We start from the raw sequence: 20,361 nt of genomic DNA, 5'->3' as shown, positions 1-20,361 counted from the left end.
TTCGTTAACGTTATGAAATAGAAAAACGTCCAAAAATCGTGATTATGATCACATTGATGGTTTTTTGTGGTCATTTTTATTTCGTTTTATGTTCGTTATTGTTCCTTATCAAACAAAGACCCCAATAACCGTGGCTCAATAGGCTCATAACTACCGATCCTGAGGGAGCGACATGAGCAGCTATTTTGACGGCGGCGAAACGGATGTGATCATCATCGGCGGCGGCGCCACCGGCGCAGGCATTGCCCGCGACTGTGCGCGGCGCGGCCTGCGATGCATTTTGCTGGAGCGCCACGACATCGCTACCGGCGCCACCGGCCGCAACCACGGTTTATTGCACAGCGGCGCGCGCTATGCGGTGACCGACGGCGAGTCGGCGCGCGAGTGCATCGAAGAGAACCGCATCCTGAAACGCATCGCGCATCACTGTATCGAGCGCACCGACGGGCTGTTCATCACCTTGCCGCAAGACTCGCTGGACTATCAGCAGCAGTTTATCGCGGCCTGTCGCCAGGCCGACATCGACGCCGAAGCGATCGACCCGCAGCTGGCGCTGCGGTTGGAGCCGGCGGCTAACCCGGCGCTGATCGGCGCGGTGCGCGTACCGGACGGCACCGTCGATCCCTTCCGGCTGACCGCCGCCAACATGTTGGACGCGCGCGAGCACGGTGCGCAGATCCTGACCTACCACCAGGTGGTGGGATTGTTGCGCAGCGGCGATCGGGTAACGGGCGTGCGCGTTTACGACCATCAGAATCAGCGGCGCTATGAACTGCACGCGTCTGTGGTGGTCAACGCCGCCGGTATCTGGGGCCAGCAGATTGCCGAATATGCCGATTTACGCATTCGCATGTTCCCGGCCAAGGGAGCGCTGCTGATCCTCGGCCATCGCATCAACAACATGGTGATCAACCGCTGCCGCAAACCGGCGGACGCCGATATCCTGGTGCCGGGCGACACCATCTCGCTGATCGGCACCACCTCGACTCATATCGACTACGACCAAATTGACAACATGCTGGTGACCCCGCAGGAGGTGGACATTCTGATCCGCGAGGGGGCGCTGTTGGCGCCCACCCTGGCGCAGACCCGCATTCTGCGCGCCTATGCCGGGGTGCGGCCGCTGGTCGCCAGCGACGACGATCCCAGCGGGCGCAACGTCAGCCGCGGCATCGTGCTGCTCGATCACGCCGCCCGCGACGGGCTGGAAGGGTTTATCACCATCACCGGCGGCAAGCTGATGACCTACCGCCTGATGGCGGAGTGGGCCACCGACAAGGTGTGCGAAAAGCTTGGCGTAAACCGTCCGTGCACCACCGCGCAGGACGCGTTGCCGGGATCTCGCCAGTCGGCGGAGGAAACGGTGCGCAGCGTGGTTTCACTGCCCGCCAGTATTCGCGGCTCAGCAATTTACCGCCACGGCGATCGCGCCAGCCAGGTGCCGGCGGCCGATCGGCTCGACACCAGCCTGGTGTGCGAATGCGAGGCGGTGACCGCCGGGGAAGTGCGCTATGCGGTCAATTCGCTGACCGTCAATAACCTGGTGGATCTGCGCCGCCGCACCCGCGTCGGCATGGGTACCTGCCAAGGCGAACTCTGCGCCTGCCGCGCCGCCGGGCTGCTGACGCGCTTTAACGTCAGCACGCCGCAGCAATCTATCGCGCAGCTGTCGCAGTTCCTCAACGAACGGTGGAAAGGCGTACGGCCGATCGCCTGGGGCGATGCGTTGCGCGAGAGCGAATTTACCAGTTGGGTTTACCAGGGGTTATGCGGGCTTGAGGCCCAGGCCGACAAGGAGCAGGAGGCGGATGATGCGATTTGACGTCGTGGTGATTGGCGGTGGCCTGGCGGGCCTGAGCTGCGCCATTGCCGTGGCCGAACAGGGCAAACGCTGCGCGGTGGTCAGTTCCGGCCAGAGCGCGCTCTACTTCTCCTCCGGCTCGCTCGATCTGTTGGCGAGATTGCCGGACGGCACGCCGGTCGAGATGCCGCTGGCGGCGTTACCGCAGCTGGCGCAGCAGGCGCCGCAGCATCCGTATGCCCTGATCGGGCCCGGTCGGGTGGCGGCGCTGTCCGCTGCCGCACAGCGGCTGCTGGAGCGCTGCGGGTTGAACCTGCAGGGCGAGGGTACCAATAACCATCTGCGCATTACGCCGCTGGGCACGCGCCGCGCCACCTGGCTCAGCCCGCAGGCGATCCCGACGCTGCCGCTGACCGGCCAACTGCCGTGGCGGCGCATCGCGGTGATCGGCATCGAGGGGTTCCTCGACTTCCAGCCGCAGATGGCCGCCGACTCTCTGAGCCGGGAGCTCGGTGTGCAGACGGACGTGGCCTATCTGCACATGCCGGCGTTGGACAGATTGCGCAATAACCCCAGCGAGTTCCGCGCGGTGAACATCGCCCGGGTACTGGATTTGATGGAAAGCCTGCCGCCGATGGCCGAGGAGCTGCGGCGGCTGGCGGGCGAGGCCGACGCGCTCTTCCTGCCGGCCTGTCTGGGCCTGGAAGACGATACGTCGCTGGTGGTGCTGCAGGATGCGGTCGGCAAACCGATCCGGCTGCTGCCGACGCTGCCGCCTTCGGTGCCCGGCATGCGTTTGCATCAGGCGCTGCGGCGGCGTTTTCAGCAGCTGGGCGGCATTTTCATGCCCGGCGACAGCGTGCTGCGCGCCGAGTGCGAAGCCGGCCGCGTCACCGGCCTATATACCCGCAACCACGGCGATATTCCGCTGCGGGCGCAGCAGGTGGTGCTGGCCAGCGGCAGCTTCTTCAGCAATGGGCTGGTGGCGGATTTTGACGGGGTACGCGAGCCGATCTTCGGGCTGGACGTGCACAGCCGCGCCGATCGCGCCGACTGGAGCCAGCGCGAGCTGTTTGCACCGCAGCCTTATCTGCAGTTTGGCGTGCGCACCGACGGCAGGCTGCGGGCGATGAAACAGGGAATGCCGTTCGACAATCTGTATGCCATCGGCGCGGTCGCCGGCGGCTACGATCCGCTGCAGCAGGGCTGCGGCGCCGGCGTGTCATTGATCGGTGCGCTGCACGTCGCGCAGCAGATCGCCGCGGAGGAGTGCGTATGAGCCTGCATCAGGATCACAGCTTTGAAAGCTGCATCAAATGTACCGTCTGTACCACCTACTGCCCGGTCGCCAAAGTGAACCCGCTCTATCCGGGGCCGAAACAGGCGGGGCCGGACGGCGAGCGGCTGCGGCTGAAAGACCCGGCGCTGTACGACGAAGCGCTGAAATACTGCACCAACTGCAAACGTTGTGAAGTGGCCTGCCCGTCCGACGTCAAAATCGGCGACATTATTCAACGCGCCCGCGCCGACTTCGCCCAGAGCAAGCCGACGCTGCGCGATGCCATCCTCAGCCACACCGACATCATGGGCTCGCTGTCGACGCCGTTCGCGCCGATCGTCAACGCCGCCACCGGGTTGAAACCGGTGCGCAAGCTGCTGGACAAGGCGCTGAAGATCGATCACCGTCGTGAGCTGCCGAAATATTCCTTCGGCACCTTCCGCCGCTGGTACCGGCAACAGGCGCAGGCGCAGCAGCGTTACGCCGAGCAGGTGGCATTCTTCCACGGTTGCTTCGTCAACTATAACCACCCGCAGCTGGGCAAGGATTTGGTCCGGGTGTTCAACGCGCTGGATATCGGCGTGCAGCTGCTGAAACGCGAGAAATGCTGCGGCGTGCCGCTGATCGCCAACGGGTTTATCGAGCAGGCTAAAAAGCAGGCCAGGGTCAATGCCGAATCGCTGCATGAAACGGTGCTGGAGCGCGGCATTCCGGTGGTGGCGACCTCATCGAGCTGCACCTTCACCCTGCGTGACGAATACCCTCATCTGCTGGACGTAGACACCACTGCGGTGCGCGATCGGGTGGAGCTGGCGACGCGCTATCTCTATCGCCTGATCAATCAGGGGCGCAGCCTACCGCTCAAGCGCACGCCGCTGCGGGTGGCTTATCACACGCCTTGCCATATGGAGAAGATGGGCTGGACCGCCTACACCCTGGAGCTGCTGCGGCAGATACCGGGGCTGGAGCTGGTGGTGCTGGATTCGCAGTGCTGCGGCATCGCCGGCACCTACGGGTTCAAATCGGAGAACTACGCCACGTCGCAAGGCATCGGCGCGCCGCTGTTCCGGCAGATAGAAGAGAGCGGGGTGGATCTGGTGGTGACCGACTGCGAAACCTGCAAATGGCAGATAGAAATGTCCACCAGCAAGCGCTGCGAACATCCGATCACCCTGCTGGCGCAGGCGCTGGTATAAAAACGAAAGGGCCGGCAAACCGGCCCTCTGTGGGATTACTGCTTCAGCTTCAGGGTGGAGATGATGCCTTCGGCTTCGGTCTGCGCCTGCTGCTGATTGTCCGCCGGCAGCGTCACCTGAATGGTCAGCATGTTGTTGTTCAGCGAGCCGATCAGGACGGAAGAATAAGCCTTTTCACCGCCGCTGGTGATGATACTGTCCAACTGACGCAGCGGCACGCCGTTGACGTCGAGCGCCTTGTTGGTGATCACCTGCAGGTTGGCGTCACGCGCGCGCTGGGTATTCTCCAGGCGTTTGGCCAGAGTCTCCAGGCTGTCGGCGGTCTTGTCGCCCAAGATGACGATCACCGCGCGCTGGCCGGTGCTGTCTGCGTAAACATGCATGTTGTTGGCCTGGTTGCCCAGCTTGCCGCTCTGATCCGCCATGCCGACCGGCAGGGTGAACGCCAGTTTACCGTCCAGCAGGCTCACCTGCTGCCCGGCCGGCGCGCTGGCTGCCGCGCCGTCTGGCGCTGCCTTGGTGTCTTTGGTGTTGCCGTCGCAGGCCGCGAGGCCAAGCGCCAGCAGGCTGATACCCATCAATTTCGCTACTTTACGCATCAGGCTTCCTTCTTCCTTTCCGGTAGGGATTTACTGTCGTATCGCAACCTATTCCAGGTTGAAATGCAAGGCAGATGTTGTCACAAGTTTTTTTCCAGTAATAGCCGATAATCAGCCACTTCGCCTTTCTTTTCCAGTTGAACAATCTGATAGTGGTGGGTGAGCAGCATCGTCAGCATGGCGCGGAACCGGTTACGGGTTTTGACCGTCAGTTGGCGATAGCCCTGCGCCCGAGCCCAGCGTTCCTGTTCGGCCAACAAGGCCTGCGCCACGCCGTGGCGACGGAATGCCGGCAGCACGCCACCCAGCCAGCTGTAAAACACCGTTTCCTGCCGTTGATAACCGAGTTTGAAACCGGCCGGCTGCCCGTCTATCTCGGCGATCAACAGGCTGGCGGGGGCGGTGCCGATGCGCTGCTGCAGATCGGCCAGGCTATGCAGGCCGCCGAATTCGGGGATGCGTTGATAAAGGCGGTGGATTTCTTCGAGCGTGGCGGTGCGGACGATTGGGGTCATGAGCGGCCTCCAAGGATAAGGCCGCCCAGAATAGCATGGCTCAGCTCGGCTGCAGGCTGCCGCTGCGCGCCGCGATGCGTTTGAGCAGCATGTTCAGCAACACGCCGTACATCGGCAAGAAGAACAGCAGGCAGATCATCACCTTGAAGCTGTAATCCACCAGCGCAATCTCCACCCAGTTGTTGGCCATGAAGGGATCGCTGCTCTTGTAGAAGGCGATGAAGAAGAACGCCAGCGTATCGCTGATGTTGCCGAGGAACATCGCCGCCGCCGGCGCCACCCACCAGGCGCTGCGTTGGCGCAGACGGTTAAAGACGTGTACGTCGAGGATCTGGCCGAGCACATAGGCCATAAAGCTGGCCACGGCGATGCGCGCCACGAACAGGTTAAAACTGCTCAGCGCCGCGAAGCCCTGCCATTCTCCCTGATAGGTGACGGTGGAGATCACATAAGAGATGAACAGCGCCGGCACCATCACCGCCAGGATAATACGTCGCGCCAGCGGCGCGCCGAAGATGCGCACGGTCAGATCGGTCGCCAGGAAGATAAACGGGAAGGTAAAGGCGCCCCAGGTGGTATGGAAGCCTAAAACGGTGATCGGCAGCTGCACCAGGTAGTTGCTGGAGGTAATGATGGCGATATGAAACAGCGAAAGCCAGACCAACGCCGTGAAGCGCTGCTGTGCGGTAAACGAATACATGTTGTAGCCTTTTTAGCAGTGGGGTGAGGGAACCCAGTGTGTCTTGTCAAAACAGCAAAAAACGCTGCGCGGCGGCATGATACGCGTTTGCGCAACCAATGCAATGGTTAAATTTAACGCAAACGTTAACGCATCTTGCGCAGAAAAACTACCGGCGTAAACTAGGCGCTAATGAGATGCGGCGAGCGTTCGCCGATCGTTTTGAACGAGAAAAATTGCATGACTGACTTATTTGCCCAGGCAGACCAGACGCTCGACGCGCTGGGGCTGCGTTGCCCAGAACCGGTGATGATGGTGCGTAAAACCGTGCGCCATATGGACAACGGCGAAACGCTGCTGATTATTGCCGACGATCCGGCTACCACCCGCGATATCCCGGGGTTCTGCCGCTTTATGGAGCATACGCTGGTGGCGCAGGAGACCGAGCAGGCGCCATACCGTTATCTGCTGCGTAAAGGCGTATAACGGCGGCGCGGCCGAGTTAAAAGTTCCTTCCCCCAAATGACAACGGGCGCGGTATGCCGCGCCCGTGTTTGTTTCAGAGCTTAGCTGCGCTTTCTCAACAGCCGCAGCGCGTTGGCGGTGACCAGCGCGGTGGCGCCGGAGTCGGCCAGCACCGCCAGCCACAGCCCGGTTAACCCCAGCAGGCTGGTGATCAGGAAGACCCCTTTCAACCCCAGCGCGATGGTGATGTTTTGCCGGATATTGGCGTGGGTGGCGCGCGAGATGCGGATCATTTCCGCGATGCCCACCAGTCGGTTGTGGGTCAGGGCGGCGTCGGCGGTCTCCAGCGCCACGTCGGTGCCGCTGCCCATGGCGATGCCGATGTTGGAGGCCTTCATCGCCGGGGCGTCGTTGATGCCGTCGCCGATCATCGCCGTCGGGCGCAGTTCGCTCAGTTCGGTGACCGCGCTGACCTTATCTTCCGGCAACAGACCGGCACGATAGTCGAGGCCCAGCTCGCCGGCAATCGCCGCGGCGGCGCGCGGGTTGTCCCCGGTCAGCATCACGCCGCGAATACCCAGCGCGTTCAGTTCGGCTATCGCCTGTTTGGCGTCGCTGCGTAGCGTATCACGCAGCGCCAGCAAGCCGATGGGCGCGCCGTCTTCCAGCACCACCACCGCCGTTTTACCGGCGTTTTCCAGCTTGTCTACCTGGCTCTGCCATTGTGTGGCGAGCAGGCCCGGCGCTAGCTTGCCCGGCGCACTGATCAGCACGGTCTTGCCGTCCACGATCCCTTCCACACCGACGCCGGCCAGCGCGCGGCGCGCCTGCGCCAGCGGCAGCTCAGCCCCGCTTGCGGCGGCGCGGTTGATGATCGCTTGCGCCAGCGGGTGATGTGAACCGGCCTCTACCGCGGCGGCAAGCTGCAACAGCCGTTGTTCGGTCAGCGCGCCGATGGGCAGCACGTCGGTGACCGTCGGCTTGCCTTCGGTCAGGGTGCCGGTTTTATCGAAGGCGATGGTTTGAATCTGGCCCAGTTGCTCCAGCGCCGCACCGCCTTTAATCAGCGCGCCGCGCCGCGTGGCGGCCGCCAGCCCGGATGTGATGGCCGCCGGCGTCGAGATCACCAGCGCGCATGGACAGCCGATCAGCAGCAGCGTCAGGCCGCGATAAATCCAGGTCTCCCACGGCTGCGAGAACAGCAGCGGCGGTACCAGGATCACCGCGACGGCCAGCAGCATAATGGCCGGGGTGTAATAGCGGCTGAAGCGATCGAGGAAGCGTTCGATCGGCGCGCGGCGTTCTTCGGCCTCTTCAATCAGCTGCAAAATGCGGTCGATGGCATTTTTGCCGGGCTCGGAAATCACCTTCATCTGTGCCGCCTGATCGACGGACAGGCTGCCGGCGGCCACTTTTTCCCCTTGTTGACGCTCGACCGGCACCGATTCGCCGGTCAGGGCGCTTTCGTCAAAGCTGGCGAACGGATTGAGCAGCTCGGCGTCGGCCGGCAGGCGCCCGCCGGGCGCGATTTCAATCACATCGCCAGGGCGCAGGCTGGCGACCGGCACGCGTTTGCGTTCCGTGCCTTGCAGCAGCAGCGCATCTTCCGGCACCAGCTCCATCAGCGCCTTCACCCCGCGCCGCGCACGGTTGGCGGCGTAGGATTCCAGCAGCTCGCCGACCATAAACAGCAGCAGCACCATCGCCGCCTCGGCGGTGGCGCCAATAAACAGCGCGCCGATGGCCGCCACGCTCATCAGTGTTTCGATGGCGAACGGCGTGCCGGAGCGAATCAGACGCAGCGCCTTGACGGCGACCGGCGCCAACCCGACCAGCGTGGTGGCGATAAAGGCGATGCGACCCAGCTCCGGGTTAATCCGATCCAGCACCCAGCTGACCACCATCAGGGTGGTTAACAACAGCAGCGGCGCAAATTCGCCGAAGCGCGAGGCTTTTGGCGCGGCATCTTTGGCGGTCTGAGTGCCGAGCAGGGTAAAACCGGCCTGGGCGACCGCGTCCTGGATCCGCAGGCTGAGATCGGACTGTGCGTCGACCACCAGTTTTTCAGTGGCGAACAATACGCGTGCGCTGTCAACGCCGGGGAGCGCGGTGACGGCATTTTCGATTTTCTTGGCGCAGCTGGGGCAGTCCATACCGGTGACTTTCCAGCTGAAACGTTGGCTGCCGGAAGGGGGAGCGGCGGCCAGCCTGTCGCTTTCCTCGTCCGGATCGTCGGGCGCGGTGGCGCAGCAGCCGCTATCGCCATGATCGTGATGATGGTGGGCGTGTTCGGCCTGTACGGCTGCGCTTTTCGGCTCACTGCTGCAGCCATGCTGCGTTTTGCTGTGGCTGTGGTTGCAGCCGCACCCGCCTTCGGCGTGGTGATGTTCCTGATGATTATGGTTTTGCTGATTGTGCATAACGTCCCCCTTCGGGCTGTTAAACGGGTTTGCTCAGCTGACTCTACACCCTGGAGTCCACTCCAGAGTCAAGCGCCGGATGAGAATTATTGCTAACGGCGTTCGGGCGTAGAAAAGGGGGGATTCATTCAATAATGAATAATGCGAATTTAAATATATCGGCTTTTCTTATCCCCTATTTGGGCGAAAAGGCTCGCTACCGTTAGTTTAAATAAGAAAATAATATTCCTATAGAAACTAAAAAATCGCCCGACCTAATAATAAAGAGTTATTAATCTATAACGCTTTAGCAAAATTTACCTTTTCCCCTAAGTAAAGCCAGCATGATTCGCTTGAGTCTGCAGGCCGCGTTGCTATTGAAGTTTGGTGCCAACTTATCCTCATCAAGTTTCGTTTGCTTTGTAAAGAAGCCTAAAAAGCAGCATAACAAACTTTCGTTGCGATAATAAATGGTTGATTATTTTATGTGCAGTTTTACGGTCCTGCCTATAATTGGAATCGATTACCATTTTTAATGGTGATCTTATTTGCTGATATATATGCATTAATTCTACCTAACACACTGCCGGTAACGGCGCATAAGCCCCTTCCAGCAAGCTTGAGGTTCATTAACCGTGGCTTACGGGGAGGTTATGTCTATCTGTCTGATTGATATCAATCAGGTAATGAGTGGAATCGAACCAATGCAATCTACTAAAAAGGCAATTGAAATTACTGAATCCAGCCTCGCGGCCGCGACAACCGGTTACGATGCTGTAGACGACCTGCTGCATTATCATGAGCGGGGTAACGGGATTCAGATTAATGGCAAGGATTCATTTTCTAACGAGCAAGCTGGGCTGTTTATTACCCGCGAGAACCAAACCTGGAACGGTTACAAGGTATTTGGCCAGCCGATCAAATTAACCTTCTCCTTCCCGGATTATAAGTTCTCTTCCACTAACGTCGCCGGCGACACCGGGCTGAGCAAGTTCAGCGCGGAACAGCAGCAGCAGGCTAAGCTGTCGCTGCAGTCCTGGGCCGACGTCGCCAATATCACCTTCACCGAAGTGGCGGCCGGACAAAAGGCCAATATCACCTTCGGCAACTACAGCCAGGATCGCCCCGGCCACTATGATTACGGCACCCAGGCCTACGCCTTCCTGCCGAACACCATTTGGCAGGGCCAGGATCTGGGGGGCCAGACCTGGTACAACGTCAATCAGTCCAACGTCAAGCATCCGGCGACCGAAGACTACGGCCGCCAGACGTTCACCCATGAAATTGGCCATGCACTGGGTCTGAGCCATCCGGGCGATTACAACGCCGGTGAAGGCAACCCGACCTACCGCGACGTCACTTACGCGGAAGATACTCGTCAGTTCAGCCTGATGAGCTACTGGAGTGAAACCAATACCGGTGGCGACAACGGCGGTCATTACGCCGCGGCTCCGCTGCTGGATGACATTGCCGCCATTCAGCACCTGTATGGCGCCAACCTGTCGACCCGCACCGGCGACACCGTGTACGGCTTTAACTCCAACACTGGTCGTGACTTCCTCAGCACCACCAGCAACTCGCAAAAAGTGATCTTTGCGGCCTGGGATGCGGGCGGCAACGATACCTTCGACTTCTCCGGTTACACCGCTAACCAACGCATCAACCTGAACGAGAAGTCGTTCTCCGACGTGGGCGGCCTGAAGGGCAACGTGTCGATTGCCGCCGGGGTGACCATTGAGAACGCCATTGGCGGTTCCGGCAACGACGTGATCGTCGGCAACGCGGCCAATAACGTGCTGAAAGGCGGCGCGGGTAACGACGTACTGTTCGGCGGCGGCGGGGCGGATGAGCTGTGGGGCGGTGCCGGTAAAGACATCTTCGTGTTCTCTGCCGCCAGCGATTCCGCACCGGGCGCTTCAGACTGGATCCGCGACTTCCAGAAAGGGATCGACAAGATTGATCTGTCGTTCTTCAACAAAGAGGCGCAGAGCAGCGACTTCATTCACTTCGTCGATCACTTCAGCGGCGCGGCCGGTGAAGCGCTGCTGAGCTACAACGCGTCCAACAACGTGACCGATTTGTCGGTGAACATCGGGGGTCATCAGGCGCCGGACTTCCTGGTGAAAATCGTCGGTCAGGTAGACGTCGCCACTGACTTTATCGTGTAACGCAGCAACGGAGCGCCCGGCGCAGTCTCGGCCGGGCGTGATGTGGGAGCCGGTATGAAAGGTACTTTAACGCGCGCCGCCCTGGCGGCGGGAGGCATGATGGTGACGAGTGCGGTGATGGCCGGCAGTCTGGCGCTGCCGACCGCGCAGTCGCTGGCGGGGCAATGGCAGGTAGCCGACAGCGAAAGGCAATGCCAAATCGAGTTTCTGGCCAATGAACAAAGCGAGACCAACGGCTACCAGCTGGTGGATCGGCAGCGTTGTCTGCAAAGCGTATTTGCGGCCGAGGTGGTGGGCTGGCGCCCGGCGCCGGACGGCATCGCCCTGCTGCAGGCGGATGGCAGCACGCTGGCGTTCTTCTCGCGCGACGGCGATCTGTACCGCAATCAGCTGGGTGCGGGTGATGCCCTGACGTTGAAAGCGCTGGCTTGATGAAGAAACGGGTTCGGCGCGCCGAACCCGCGGCAGGTCTCTACAGGTAGAGCGAACGCACGATCAGGAAGTGGCCGGAAAAGTAACAGAAAGCCACGATGGCGTCCGCCGCGCGGAAGGTGAAGCGGTAACGGTTGAGCAGCCAAACCACGTTGGCCAGCAGCAGCAGCGAGGTGCCGGCCAGCAGCGAGAAGCCGAAATCGGTGCTGCGCAGGAAATATTGCTCGCCTGCCAGCCAGACCATCAGCAGCGTCATCGCCACGTAGGTGACGATTGGCCAGCGCATCTCTTCCAGCCGGGTCCAAAGGGTGGCTAGCAGCAATGCGCCGATCGCCAGCAGCGCCAGCGGCAGCGGCCAGAACAGACTGAACGTCATCTGGCTGGCGAAACTCAGGGTGTACAGCAAGTGGGACAGGAAAAAGGCGCCGATGGCGTACAGCACCCGCTCGCGCGGCAGCAGGAGCAGCGCATCGCCGATCAGCGTCGCCAGCAGGCCGAGTACGATCAGATAACCCGCCGCGCTGAGCACCGGCGCCTGCCAGGCAAGCAGCAACAGCAGCAACAGCGTGACGGGTTTGAACACCCAACGCTGCCAGCGCGGCCCGCGGTAAGAGGCGTCGACGAACAGCCAACCGGAAAAGAATACGGCAAGGAACGGCCAACTCATTGATGTCATCCTTATGTAGGAGGGAGCCGCAACCACCGGCTCCAAACTGTCACCCATGTCACTTCTTATTTCAGTGTAGGTAGCCTGCCGACGATCGACAATGCTTTCTTGAGAATGCTATGTTTACGCCGATTTGGCCGTGAAGGAAATGGGAAACCGATGAGTAAGCCACCGTTATTTTTTGTCGCCGTCATTGCGTTGATCGCCGTGCTGGCCACGCAACGCTACTTCAAACAGCGCCAGCAGGAGACGGAAAACGATCGTGCGCCGATGCGCAGTCTGCAGGTGACGGTGAGCGACAAGCGGAGCTTCCCGGTCGCCAAGACCCGTGCGCCGCAGCGCGAGCCGTTGGTCAACGAGCCGATGTATTACGAGGTGGTGTTCAGCCCGAACCAGGGCGGTGAAGACATTACGCTGCGGCTGAAGCAATGGCAGTACAACCCGATAGAAAAAGGCGCGCACGGCACGTTAAACATGCAGGGCACGCGCTTCGTCTCGTTCACCGTTCAGCTGTAGCGGTCACTTTTTCTTGATGGGCGGCTGTTTCTTTTGCCAGGCCAGCAGCTCAAACACGCCAAAGATAAAGATCTTGGCCTCTTGCCAGTAGCTGATCGGCTGATCCTTCGGCTGGGTGGATTTCAACAGCACCAGCTGCAGGCCGTGCATCACCACCATAAAAAACAGCGCCACGTCGATGAAATACTTCAGCGGCTTGGGAAACGGATGGAACAGGTTAGAGAGCAGGAAGCCCCATACGCACAGCATCAGCAGGCGGCCCAGATTAATCAGCATGGTCGGTTTTCTCTTTCGAACGAAGATAAAGGCGATAAGCCACCTGACCGGCGACCTTCTCCCGGTGCAACTGCCAGCTGGCAGGCACGTCCGCCGCGGCGCTTTCCGCCTCGGCTTCTACATAGATCCACGCCTCGTCGGCCAGCCAGCCACGCTGCTCCAGCAACAAGACGGTCTCCGCCAGCAGGCCTTTGCGAAACGGCGGATCGAGGAACACCACGTCGAACGGTTGACCGTCGCCCGCCAGCCAGCCCAGCGCGTTGGTGTTGATAACCACCCCTTTGCCCTGCAGCAGCGCCAGATTTTTTTCCAGTTGCTGAGCCACCGGCCGTTCGAATTCCAGCAGCGTGGCGCTGCCGGCATAGCGCGATAGCGCTTCCAGCCCTAATGCGCCACTGCCGGCGAAGCAGTCCAGGCAGCGCGCGCCCTGAATCACCGGCGCCAGCCAGTTGAACAGGGTTTCGCGTACCCGATCGGTGGTGGGGCGCAGCCCCGGGCTGTTCGGCACCGGGAGCTTACGGCCGCGCCATTGGCCGCCGATGATGCGGATCTGTCCGGCAGCGGCCTGGGGCGGTTTTTTGGCCGCCGCCCGTGGCGAGAGTCTTGTCATAAGCGTTGTTTGATTTCTTTTGCGGCGCGGGGCCGCAGAGGTTAACGAAAAGTTGTCCCTATTCTACCGGTGACGGGCGTCGGGGGGAACGGTAAAACGTTGTTGTCTGATTTCACACCGGAAAGCATGCCGGATGCGTGTTGCTGCGCGAGGGAAAGTGATAGACTCGGCGGATTATTGTCAGCATATATCCTTCAGGTATGTAGGGTAAGCGAGCCTTCGGTACGGAGTAGAGTCATAACATGGCAAAAGATAAGAAACGTGGGTTTTTCTCCTGGCTGGGCTTTGGCCAGAAGGAAAAGGAAGAAGAGCAACAGCAACCTGAGCAGCCGGTAGAGCAGGCGGAACCTCAGGCCGCGGAGACGCCGGCTGAACCGGCCGCCGTCAAGCTGGATGACAAGCTCCCCGCCCAGGAATCTGAACCTGCCGCCTCCGTCGACACCCCGGGGGAGTGGGATAACGGTCAGGCCGGCGAGCAAATCGCGGAAAACCTGCCGGCGGCGGCTGAACATCCGGCGGCGCCGCAAGCGTTGGCTGAAGAGATCGTCAGCGTCACCGAGCAAGTGGTGGCGCAGCAGCAACCGGTGGTTGAACCTGAGCCGGTCGTCGAACCTGAGCCGGTCGTCGAGCCTGAGCCGGTCGTCGAACCTGAGCCGGTGGTTGAGCCTGAGCCGGTGGTTGAGTCCGAGCCGGTCGTCGAACCTGAGCCGGTGGTCGAGCCTGAGCCGGTGGTTGAACCCGAGCCGGTGGTCGAACCTGAGCCGGTCGTTGAACCCGAGCCAGTGGTTGAGCCCGAGCCGGTGGTTGAACCCGAGCCAATCGTCGAACCTGAGCCGGTCGTTGAACCCGAGCCAATCGTCGAACCTGAACCGGAGCCGGAAGAAGCGCCGCTTGAACCTGTGGTGCCGGCCGCTGCGCAAGAGCAGGAACGCCCGACCAAAGAAGGCTTCTTCGCTCGCCTGAAACGCAGCCTGCTGAAGACCAAGCAAAACCTCGGTTCCGGCTTTATGGGGCTGTTCCGCGGTAAAAAGATCGACGACGACCTGTTCGACGAGCTGGAAGAACAGCTACTGATCGCCGACGTCGGCGTGGAGACCACGCGCAAGATCATCACCTCCCTGACTCAGCACGCCAGCCGCAAGCAGCTGAAAGACGCTGAAGCGCTGTACGGCAAGCTGAAGGAGGAAATGTCCGAAATTCTGGCCAAGGTCGATCAGCCGCTGGATGTGAGCGGGAAAACCCCGTATGTCATCCTGATGGTCGGCGTGAACGGCGTGGGTAAAACCACCACCATCGGCAAGCTGGCGCGTCAGTTCCAGGCGGAAGGCAAGTCGGTGATGCTGGCGGCGGGGGATACCTTCCGCGCCGCCGCGGTGGAGCAGCTGCAGGTGTGGGGCGAACGCAACCGCATTCCGGTGGTGGCGCAGCATACCGGCGCGGATTCCGCTTCGGTGATCTTCGATGCGGTGCAGGCCGCCAAGGCGCGCGGCATCGATGTGTTGATCGCCGATACCGCCGGCCGTCTGCAGAATAAATCGCACCTGATGGAAGAGCTGAAGAAGATCGTCCGCGTCATGAAAAAACTGGACGACCAGGCCCCCCATGAGGTTATGCTGACGCTCGATGCCAGCACCGGCCAGAATGCGGTCAGTCAGGCGAAATTATTTAATGAGGCCGTGGGCTTAACCGGCATCACGCTGACTAAACTGGACGGTACCGCCAAGGGCGGGGTGATCTTCGCCATCGCCGATCAGTTCGGTATCCCGATCCGCTATATCGGCGTCGGGGAAGGCATCGAAGATTTGCGGCCGTTTAAGGCTGACGATTTTATTGAGGCACTTTTTGCCCGAGAGGATTAATACGGATGATTCGCTTTGAACAGGTCAGTAAAGCTTATCTGGGCGGACGGCAAGCGCTGCAGGGGGTTGATTTCCATCTGCGCCCGGCGGAAATGGCGTTTCTGACCGGCCATTCCGGCGCGGGGAAAAGTACCCTGCTGAAACTGATTTGCGGTATCGAACGGCCCAGCGCCGGCCACATCTGGTTTGGCGGGCACGACATCAGCCGTTTGAAAAACCGCGAGGTGCCGTTCCTGCGTCGGCAGATCGGCATGATCTTCCAGGATCACCACCTGCTGCTGGATCGCACGGTGTATGACAACGTGGCGATGCCGCTGATCATCGCCGGCGCCAGCACCGAAGATATCCGCCGCCGCGTTTCCGCCGCGTTGGACAAAGTCGGTTTGCTGGATAAAGCGAAAAACTTCCCGATTCAGCTGTCCGGCGGTGAGCAGCAGCGCGTGGGCATCGCCCGCGCGGTGGTGAACAAGCCGGCGGTGCTGCTGGCGGATGAACCGACCGGTAACCTGGATGATGCGCTGTCGGAAGGCATTCTGCGCCTGTTTGAAGAATTCAACCGCGTCGGCGTGACCGTACTGATGGCGACGCACGACACCGGGCTTATCGCCCGTCGCAATTACCGCATCCTGACGCTGAGCCAGGGCCGCATGCAGGGGGGCGCTCACCATGGCCAATAACGCAAAAACCGCCAAGAGCAAGGCGCTGCGCGGCGGCTGGCGCGAACAGTGGCGTTATGCCTGGATGAACGCCATCAAAGACATGCTGCGCCAGCCGTTGGCGACGCTGCTGACGGTGATGGTGATCGCCATTTCCCTGACGCTGCCGAGCGTGTGCTACATCGTGTGGAAAAACGTCAGCACCGCGGCCAGCCAGTGGTACCCGACGCCGCAACTGACGGTCTACCTGGATAAATCGCTCGATGACGACGCGGCGCTGAAAGTGCTCGACGCCATCAAGGCGGAAGCCGGCGTGGAGAAGGTGAACTACCTGTCGCGTGAAGAAGCGCGCGGCGAGTTCCGTAACTGGTCGGGCTTTGGCGGCGCGCTGGACATGCTGGAAGAGAACCCGTTGCCGGCGGTGGCGATCGTCACGCCGAAGATGAGCTTCCAGAGTTCGGACACCCTCAACACCCTGCGCGATCGCGTAGCGGCGGTGCAGGGCGTGGAAGAAGTGCGTATGGATGACAGCTGGTTTGCCCGCCTGGCGGCGCTGACCGGGCTGGCGGGCCAGATCGCGGCGATCATCGGCGTGCTGATGATCGTGGCAGTGTTCCTGGTGATCGGCAACAGCGTGCGTCTGAGCATCTTCAGCCGTCGCGACACCATCAACGTGATGAAGCTGATCGGCGCCACCGACGGCTTTATTCTGCGGCCGTTCCTCAACGGCGGGGCGATGCTGGGCTTTGCCGGTGCGCTGCTGTCGCTGGTGCTCTCCGGCGCGCTGGTGTGGCAGCTGGAGTCGGTGGTCGTCGGGGTCGCCAAGGTATTCGGCACCACCTTCACCCTGCACGGGCTGGGCTGGGATGAGGCGCTGTTGCTGCTGATCATCTCCGCGATGATCGGCTGGATCGCCGCCTGGCTGGCGACGGTGCAACATTTACGCCGATTTACACCACAGTAAGATTTTTTTGGTATACTCTTCTCCTGCTGCTTTTGATCGCGTTGCGGGAGAAGAGTGACCTCAAGCGAAGTCAGCACCACCCCTCTCTTCTTAGCGCACAAATTCCCTATCGGCCTTCACCCTCGTCACGTATTGTCAGCGACAATGCTTGCAAAAAAGGGTGAACTTTTAGGGCGGAGTACGGTCAAAAATTGCAGCAAATGTTAAGGTGCCCGGCGTGTGGAACCGCTTTTGCTTCAGCAACTGCCGTAGAATCAATCATTTCCCCGCTGTAATAATCACCTGCATGATTTTGTATTCTCATAGAGAGGGTTTGAATGACCAAAGAAATGCAAACTTTAGCCTTAGTACCCCAAGGTAGCTTGGAAGCCTATATCCGGGCAGCCAACGCCTATCCGATGCTGACGGCAGAGGAAGAGCGGGAGCTGGCTGAACGGCTGCATTATCAGGGCGATCTGGATGCCGCTAAGCAGCTCATCCTGTCTCACCTGCGCTTTGTCGCTCATATTGCCCGCAACTATTCAGGCTATGGTCTGCCGCAGGCGGATCTGATTCAGGAAGGCAATATCGGCCTGATGAAAGCCGTTCGCCGCTTCAACCCTGAAGTCGGCGTGCGTCTGGTTTCCTTTGCGGTGCATTGGATTAAGGCGGAAATCCACGAGTACGTATTGCGCAACTGGCGCATCGTGAAAGTGGCGACCACCAAAGCGCAGCGCAAGCTGTTCTTTAACCTGCGCAAAACCAAACAGCGTTTGGGCTGGTTCAACCAGGACGAAGTGGAACTGGTGGCCCGCGAGCTGGGCGTAACCAGCAAAGACGTGCGCGAGATGGAATCTCGCATGGCGGCGCAGGACATGACGTTCGATCCGACTCCGGACGACGAGGCCCGCGATGGCCAGTCGATGGCGCCGGTGCTGTACCTGCAGGACAAAAGCTCGGACTTCGCCGAAGGCATCGAGGAAGATAACTGGGAAAGCAACGCCGCAGACAAACTGGCCTATGCGCTGGAAGGTCTGGACGAGCGCAGCCAGCATATCATCCGCGCCCGTTGGCTGGATGATGACAACAAATCGACGCTGCAGGAGCTGGCCGATCAGTACGGCGTTTCCGCCGAACGCGTGCGTCAGCTGGAAAAGAACGCCATGAAGAAACTCAAAATGGCGATCGAAGCCTGAGTCGATGCGAGATTCGATAAAAAAAGCCCGGCAAGCCGGGCTTTTTAGTGCCTGAAATTCGGCGTTATGGCGCCACGGCGGTGAAGTCCGGCGCCGGGCAGTCGTAGCCGAATTTCGCCGCCCACGGATAACGGGTGCCGGTGTTGATATAGCGCTGATAAAGCGCACGGCCGGATTTGGCATCACGCTTGATAACCCAGCTGGCAGCGTTACACAACACGGCGGCATAGGCCTGGCTCTTCGGCGGCAGCAGATCGGCCGCCTGTTGCGCCAGCCCCACCGCCTGCCAGCGATAGTGCAGGAAACGGTTGTCTTCCTCCGGTAGCGCCGCCTTGGCGCGCGCCGCTTCTGCGCTGTCGATCCAGCTTTTATGCTTCAGCTCGCGAGTATCGAACGCATCCCCCAGATAGGAATAGCCGGCGCCATAGATGGCGTAATCCGGCGTCATCTCATACCCGGTAAACTCCAGCCCCTGGGCGCGCAGCAGGTTGGCGGCGCGATAGTAAGCCTGCGCGCGCGTCAGCGGCGCGGCGGATTTGTCCTTGGCGGCCTTCAGTTCGTCGGCGAACTGCTGCGCCGCTTGCCGGTAGTTGGGGATATCGAAATAGGCCAGCGCTTCCGGCGCTCGTCCGGCGCGCATCAGCCGCCGCGCCAGCAGTTCGCGCAGCTGCACTTCCGGCGTGATCTGCTGGCCGCCGTAGTCGTCCGGATTAACCGGCTTGAGCGGCGTCGTCGGCGCCGGGGCGTGCTTATCGACAAAGCCTTTCAACTCATCGACGGTCAGCACCCGTTCCGCCACGTCGGCTACGTCGGCCCAGTAGAGCGCTTTGCCGCGATACAGCAGGTCCATCGCCTGCAGATAGTCGCCTCGGTTCAGCGCCAGGATGGCCTGTTCGCCGGCCACCCGGCACTCGGGCACGATGGTTTCCGCGACGAAGTCGGCGTTGCGCTGTTCACCCCAGCTTTCGTCGGCGGGGAACGCGCTTGCCGCCTTGGCGTAGGCGGCGGTGGCGGCTTTCACGTCGCCGTCGCGCAGCGCCATTTTGGCGCGCAGCCACCACGCCAGGCCGCTGTCGCCGGCGTTTTTCAGCAGGCTGGCCGCCATTGGGTACTGCCCCGAACGGTAAGCCAGCGCCGCCAACCGATCGCTGCCGGCGAAGCCGCTTTTCACTGAGCCGTCCAGCAGCGTCAGGATCTGGTTGATGATTTGCGCGGAGCGGCCGTTGCCGTCGGTATCCGCCATTTGCAGGTTGCCGCTGCGGGCGAACAGTTCAATGGTCACCAACTGCTGGATCAACGGATCGCCGATAATCTGTTTCAGCGTGTCCAAATGGTCGGGGTTGACCAGGAAGCTGGAGACGTACTGCAGCGACTGCCCGCCGCTCGGATCGCCCTGCGCCGCCTGTTGCGCATAGAGGTGGGCGGCGGGGGCGACGTCACCCAGCCACAGGTGGATGCGCGCCTGCTGCCCAAGGCTGCTCAGCGCCAGCTGATCGGGATCGGCTGCGCCGTTTTTCACCCGGTCGATCACCTGCTGGAATGCCGTCAGCGCCTGTTCAAGCGCGGCTTTTGGCGGGTGCTCGGCGATGGGGGCCGCTTCACCGGATTCGTTCACCGGCGTCCCGTGGTCAGCCATCAGGACGCGGCCAAGCGAATACTGCGCCCGCAGTCCCCAGTCGCCCTGCTCGGCGGCCGGTAGCTTCAGCACCTGCTGGAAATAGTCTGCGGCGCGCGGATCGTGGCTGGCGAAAGCCACGGCGCCCAGTTGATAGAGACGCGCGGCGTTGGACAACCCCTGCGTATTGACGGCGTCAGCCTCTTCAACCGTTTTGGCGGCGCGCATTTTGCCGATCGCTATCGTTTCCGGCGATTGCGGCATCGGTTTCGGCGGCATCGGCGGTGGCGGGGCTTGCCAGTGCGGCAACTGTTTATCCATCGGCACCAGCCGGCCGGCTTCGAAGGCGAAATTGCCCTCCGGCATATACAGCAGGGTGCCGTTGCGATCGATCAGCAGCCGGTTAGGAAAATCCGGGCCGCAGGCATAGCCGCCCAGCGGCAGTGCGGCGCCGATCAGCATGGCCAGCGGAAGAAGGCGGCGGGTGTTC

Annotated in this window: 19 protein-coding genes; 11 read left to right on the top strand and 8 right to left on the bottom strand. The window is 61.1% G+C overall.

All coding sequences use genetic code 11. The features are described from left to right. Positions 1-172 precede the first annotated feature (172 nt). From glpA to glpC, 3 genes are read left to right on the top strand one after another with little or no spacing between them, the layout of a single operon-like run. Positions 173-1,822 (top strand): anaerobic glycerol-3-phosphate dehydrogenase subunit A, encoded by a 1,650-nt coding sequence (gene glpA / locus ACJ8IL_RS16880; protein WP_147823500.1) that lies wholly within the window; start codon positions 173-175, stop codon positions 1,820-1,822. Further along, positions 1,812-3,080: a glycerol-3-phosphate dehydrogenase subunit GlpB gene (glpB, locus tag ACJ8IL_RS16875; protein WP_442516695.1), complete on the top strand. Its 1,269-nt coding sequence runs from the start codon at positions 1,812-1,814 to the stop codon at positions 3,078-3,080. The genes glpA and glpB overlap by 11 nt, the downstream gene beginning before the upstream one ends. Then, the gene (gene glpC / locus ACJ8IL_RS16870) at positions 3,077-4,276 is read left to right on the top strand and encodes an anaerobic glycerol-3-phosphate dehydrogenase subunit GlpC (RefSeq protein WP_147823499.1); all 1,200 of its coding nucleotides are present in this window, start codon (positions 3,077-3,079) and stop codon (positions 4,274-4,276) included. The genes glpB and glpC overlap by 4 nt, the downstream gene beginning before the upstream one ends. A gap of 35 nt (positions 4,277-4,311) precedes the next feature. Here glpC and ACJ8IL_RS16865 read toward each other — a convergent pair whose 3' ends face one another. The 3 genes from ACJ8IL_RS16865 to ACJ8IL_RS16855 form a co-directional block, all read right to left on the bottom strand. Continuing rightward, positions 4,312-4,875: a DcrB family lipoprotein gene (locus tag ACJ8IL_RS16865; protein WP_025304887.1), complete on the bottom strand. Its 564-nt coding sequence runs from the start codon at positions 4,873-4,875 to the stop codon at positions 4,312-4,314. An 80-nt stretch (positions 4,876-4,955) separates the two neighbouring features. Beyond that, positions 4,956-5,390 carry a GNAT family N-acetyltransferase gene (locus ACJ8IL_RS16860; RefSeq protein WP_043142199.1) on the bottom strand — a complete coding sequence of 145 codons (435 nt, stop codon included), beginning with the start codon at positions 5,388-5,390 and terminating at the stop codon, positions 4,956-4,958. Between the two features lie 40 nt (positions 5,391-5,430). Then, a complete protein-coding gene (locus tag ACJ8IL_RS16855) occupies positions 5,431-6,090 on the bottom strand; it encodes a 7-cyano-7-deazaguanine/7-aminomethyl-7-deazaguanine transporter (RefSeq protein ID WP_049209361.1) in 660 nt (219 codons plus the stop codon). Between the two features lie 219 nt (positions 6,091-6,309). Between ACJ8IL_RS16855 and tusA the strand changes: the two genes are divergently transcribed. After that, positions 6,310-6,555, top strand: coding sequence for a sulfurtransferase TusA (tusA, locus tag ACJ8IL_RS16850; RefSeq protein WP_025304890.1), 246 nt, complete (start codon positions 6,310-6,312; stop codon positions 6,553-6,555). Positions 6,556-6,635: 80 nt separating this feature from the next. On the opposite strand, the gene ACJ8IL_RS16845 is transcribed toward tusA, so the two are convergent. Further along, a complete protein-coding gene (locus ACJ8IL_RS16845; RefSeq protein WP_173889832.1) occupies positions 6,636-8,954 on the bottom strand; it encodes a zinc/cadmium/mercury/lead-transporting ATPase in 2,319 nt (772 codons plus the stop codon). Positions 8,955-9,637: 683 nt separating this feature from the next. Between ACJ8IL_RS16845 and ACJ8IL_RS16840 the strand changes: the two genes are divergently transcribed. Both ACJ8IL_RS16840 and ACJ8IL_RS16835 read left to right on the top strand, forming a co-directional pair. After that, on the top strand, positions 9,638-11,101 hold the full coding sequence (locus ACJ8IL_RS16840) for a serralysin family metalloprotease (RefSeq protein ID WP_025304892.1): 1,464 nt from the start codon (positions 9,638-9,640) through the stop codon (positions 11,099-11,101). Positions 11,102-11,155: 54 nt separating this feature from the next. Beyond that, complete coding sequence (locus ACJ8IL_RS16835) at positions 11,156-11,533, top strand: AprI/Inh family metalloprotease inhibitor (protein WP_025304893.1); 378 nt, start codon at positions 11,156-11,158, stop codon at positions 11,531-11,533. Positions 11,534-11,573: 40 nt separating this feature from the next. Here the strand turns inward: ACJ8IL_RS16835 and ACJ8IL_RS16830 are convergent, their stop codons facing one another. Further along, on the bottom strand, positions 11,574-12,200 hold the full coding sequence (locus ACJ8IL_RS16830; protein ID WP_025304894.1) for a lysoplasmalogenase: 627 nt from the start codon (positions 12,198-12,200) through the stop codon (positions 11,574-11,576). Positions 12,201-12,359: 159 nt separating this feature from the next. Between ACJ8IL_RS16830 and ACJ8IL_RS16825 the strand changes: the two genes are divergently transcribed. Continuing rightward, on the top strand, positions 12,360-12,716 hold the full coding sequence (locus ACJ8IL_RS16825) for a DUF2500 domain-containing protein (protein ID WP_342096145.1): 357 nt from the start codon (positions 12,360-12,362) through the stop codon (positions 12,714-12,716). Positions 12,717-12,719: 3 nt separating this feature from the next. On the opposite strand, the gene ACJ8IL_RS16820 is transcribed toward ACJ8IL_RS16825, so the two are convergent. After that, positions 12,720-12,992: a DUF1145 family protein gene (locus tag ACJ8IL_RS16820; protein ID WP_004934327.1), complete on the bottom strand. Its 273-nt coding sequence runs from the start codon at positions 12,990-12,992 to the stop codon at positions 12,720-12,722. Beyond that, positions 12,982-13,602 carry a 16S rRNA (guanine(966)-N(2))-methyltransferase gene (rsmD, locus tag ACJ8IL_RS16815; protein ID WP_060434779.1) on the bottom strand — a complete coding sequence of 207 codons (621 nt, stop codon included), beginning with the start codon at positions 13,600-13,602 and terminating at the stop codon, positions 12,982-12,984. The genes ACJ8IL_RS16820 and rsmD overlap by 11 nt, the downstream gene beginning before the upstream one ends. 242 nt (positions 13,603-13,844) lie before the next feature. Between rsmD and ftsY the strand changes: the two genes are divergently transcribed. The 4 genes from ftsY (at position 13,845) to rpoH (ending at position 18,256) form a co-directional block, all read left to right on the top strand. Next, positions 13,845-15,461 (top strand): signal recognition particle-docking protein FtsY, encoded by a 1,617-nt coding sequence (gene ftsY / locus ACJ8IL_RS16810; protein WP_442516686.1) that lies wholly within the window; start codon positions 13,845-13,847, stop codon positions 15,459-15,461. Positions 15,462-15,466: 5 nt separating this feature from the next. After that, positions 15,467-16,138, top strand: coding sequence for a cell division ATP-binding protein FtsE (ftsE, locus tag ACJ8IL_RS16805; RefSeq protein WP_004934337.1), 672 nt, complete (start codon positions 15,467-15,469; stop codon positions 16,136-16,138). Continuing rightward, a complete protein-coding gene (ftsX, locus tag ACJ8IL_RS16800) occupies positions 16,128-17,081 on the top strand; it encodes a permease-like cell division protein FtsX (RefSeq protein ID WP_025304898.1) in 954 nt (317 codons plus the stop codon). Before ftsE ends, ftsX begins: the two co-directional genes overlap by 11 nt. A gap of 317 nt (positions 17,082-17,398) precedes the next feature. Continuing rightward, the gene (rpoH, locus tag ACJ8IL_RS16795) at positions 17,399-18,256 is read left to right on the top strand and encodes an RNA polymerase sigma factor RpoH (protein ID WP_004934345.1); all 858 of its coding nucleotides are present in this window, start codon (positions 17,399-17,401) and stop codon (positions 18,254-18,256) included. A gap of 64 nt (positions 18,257-18,320) precedes the next feature. On the opposite strand, the gene ACJ8IL_RS16790 is transcribed toward rpoH, so the two are convergent. After that, positions 18,321-20,333 carry a hypothetical protein gene (locus ACJ8IL_RS16790; protein ID WP_442516694.1) on the bottom strand — a complete coding sequence of 671 codons (2,013 nt, stop codon included), beginning with the start codon at positions 20,331-20,333 and terminating at the stop codon, positions 18,321-18,323. Positions 20,334-20,361 lie beyond the last annotated feature (28 nt).

This window comes from Serratia sp. CY47444 (assembly GCF_052168635.1).
Lineage (GTDB): Bacteria > Pseudomonadota > Gammaproteobacteria > Enterobacterales > Enterobacteriaceae > Serratia > Serratia bockelmannii.
The sequence above is the reverse complement of the archived record's forward strand: the minus strand, read 5'-3'. Positions and strand labels throughout refer to the sequence as shown.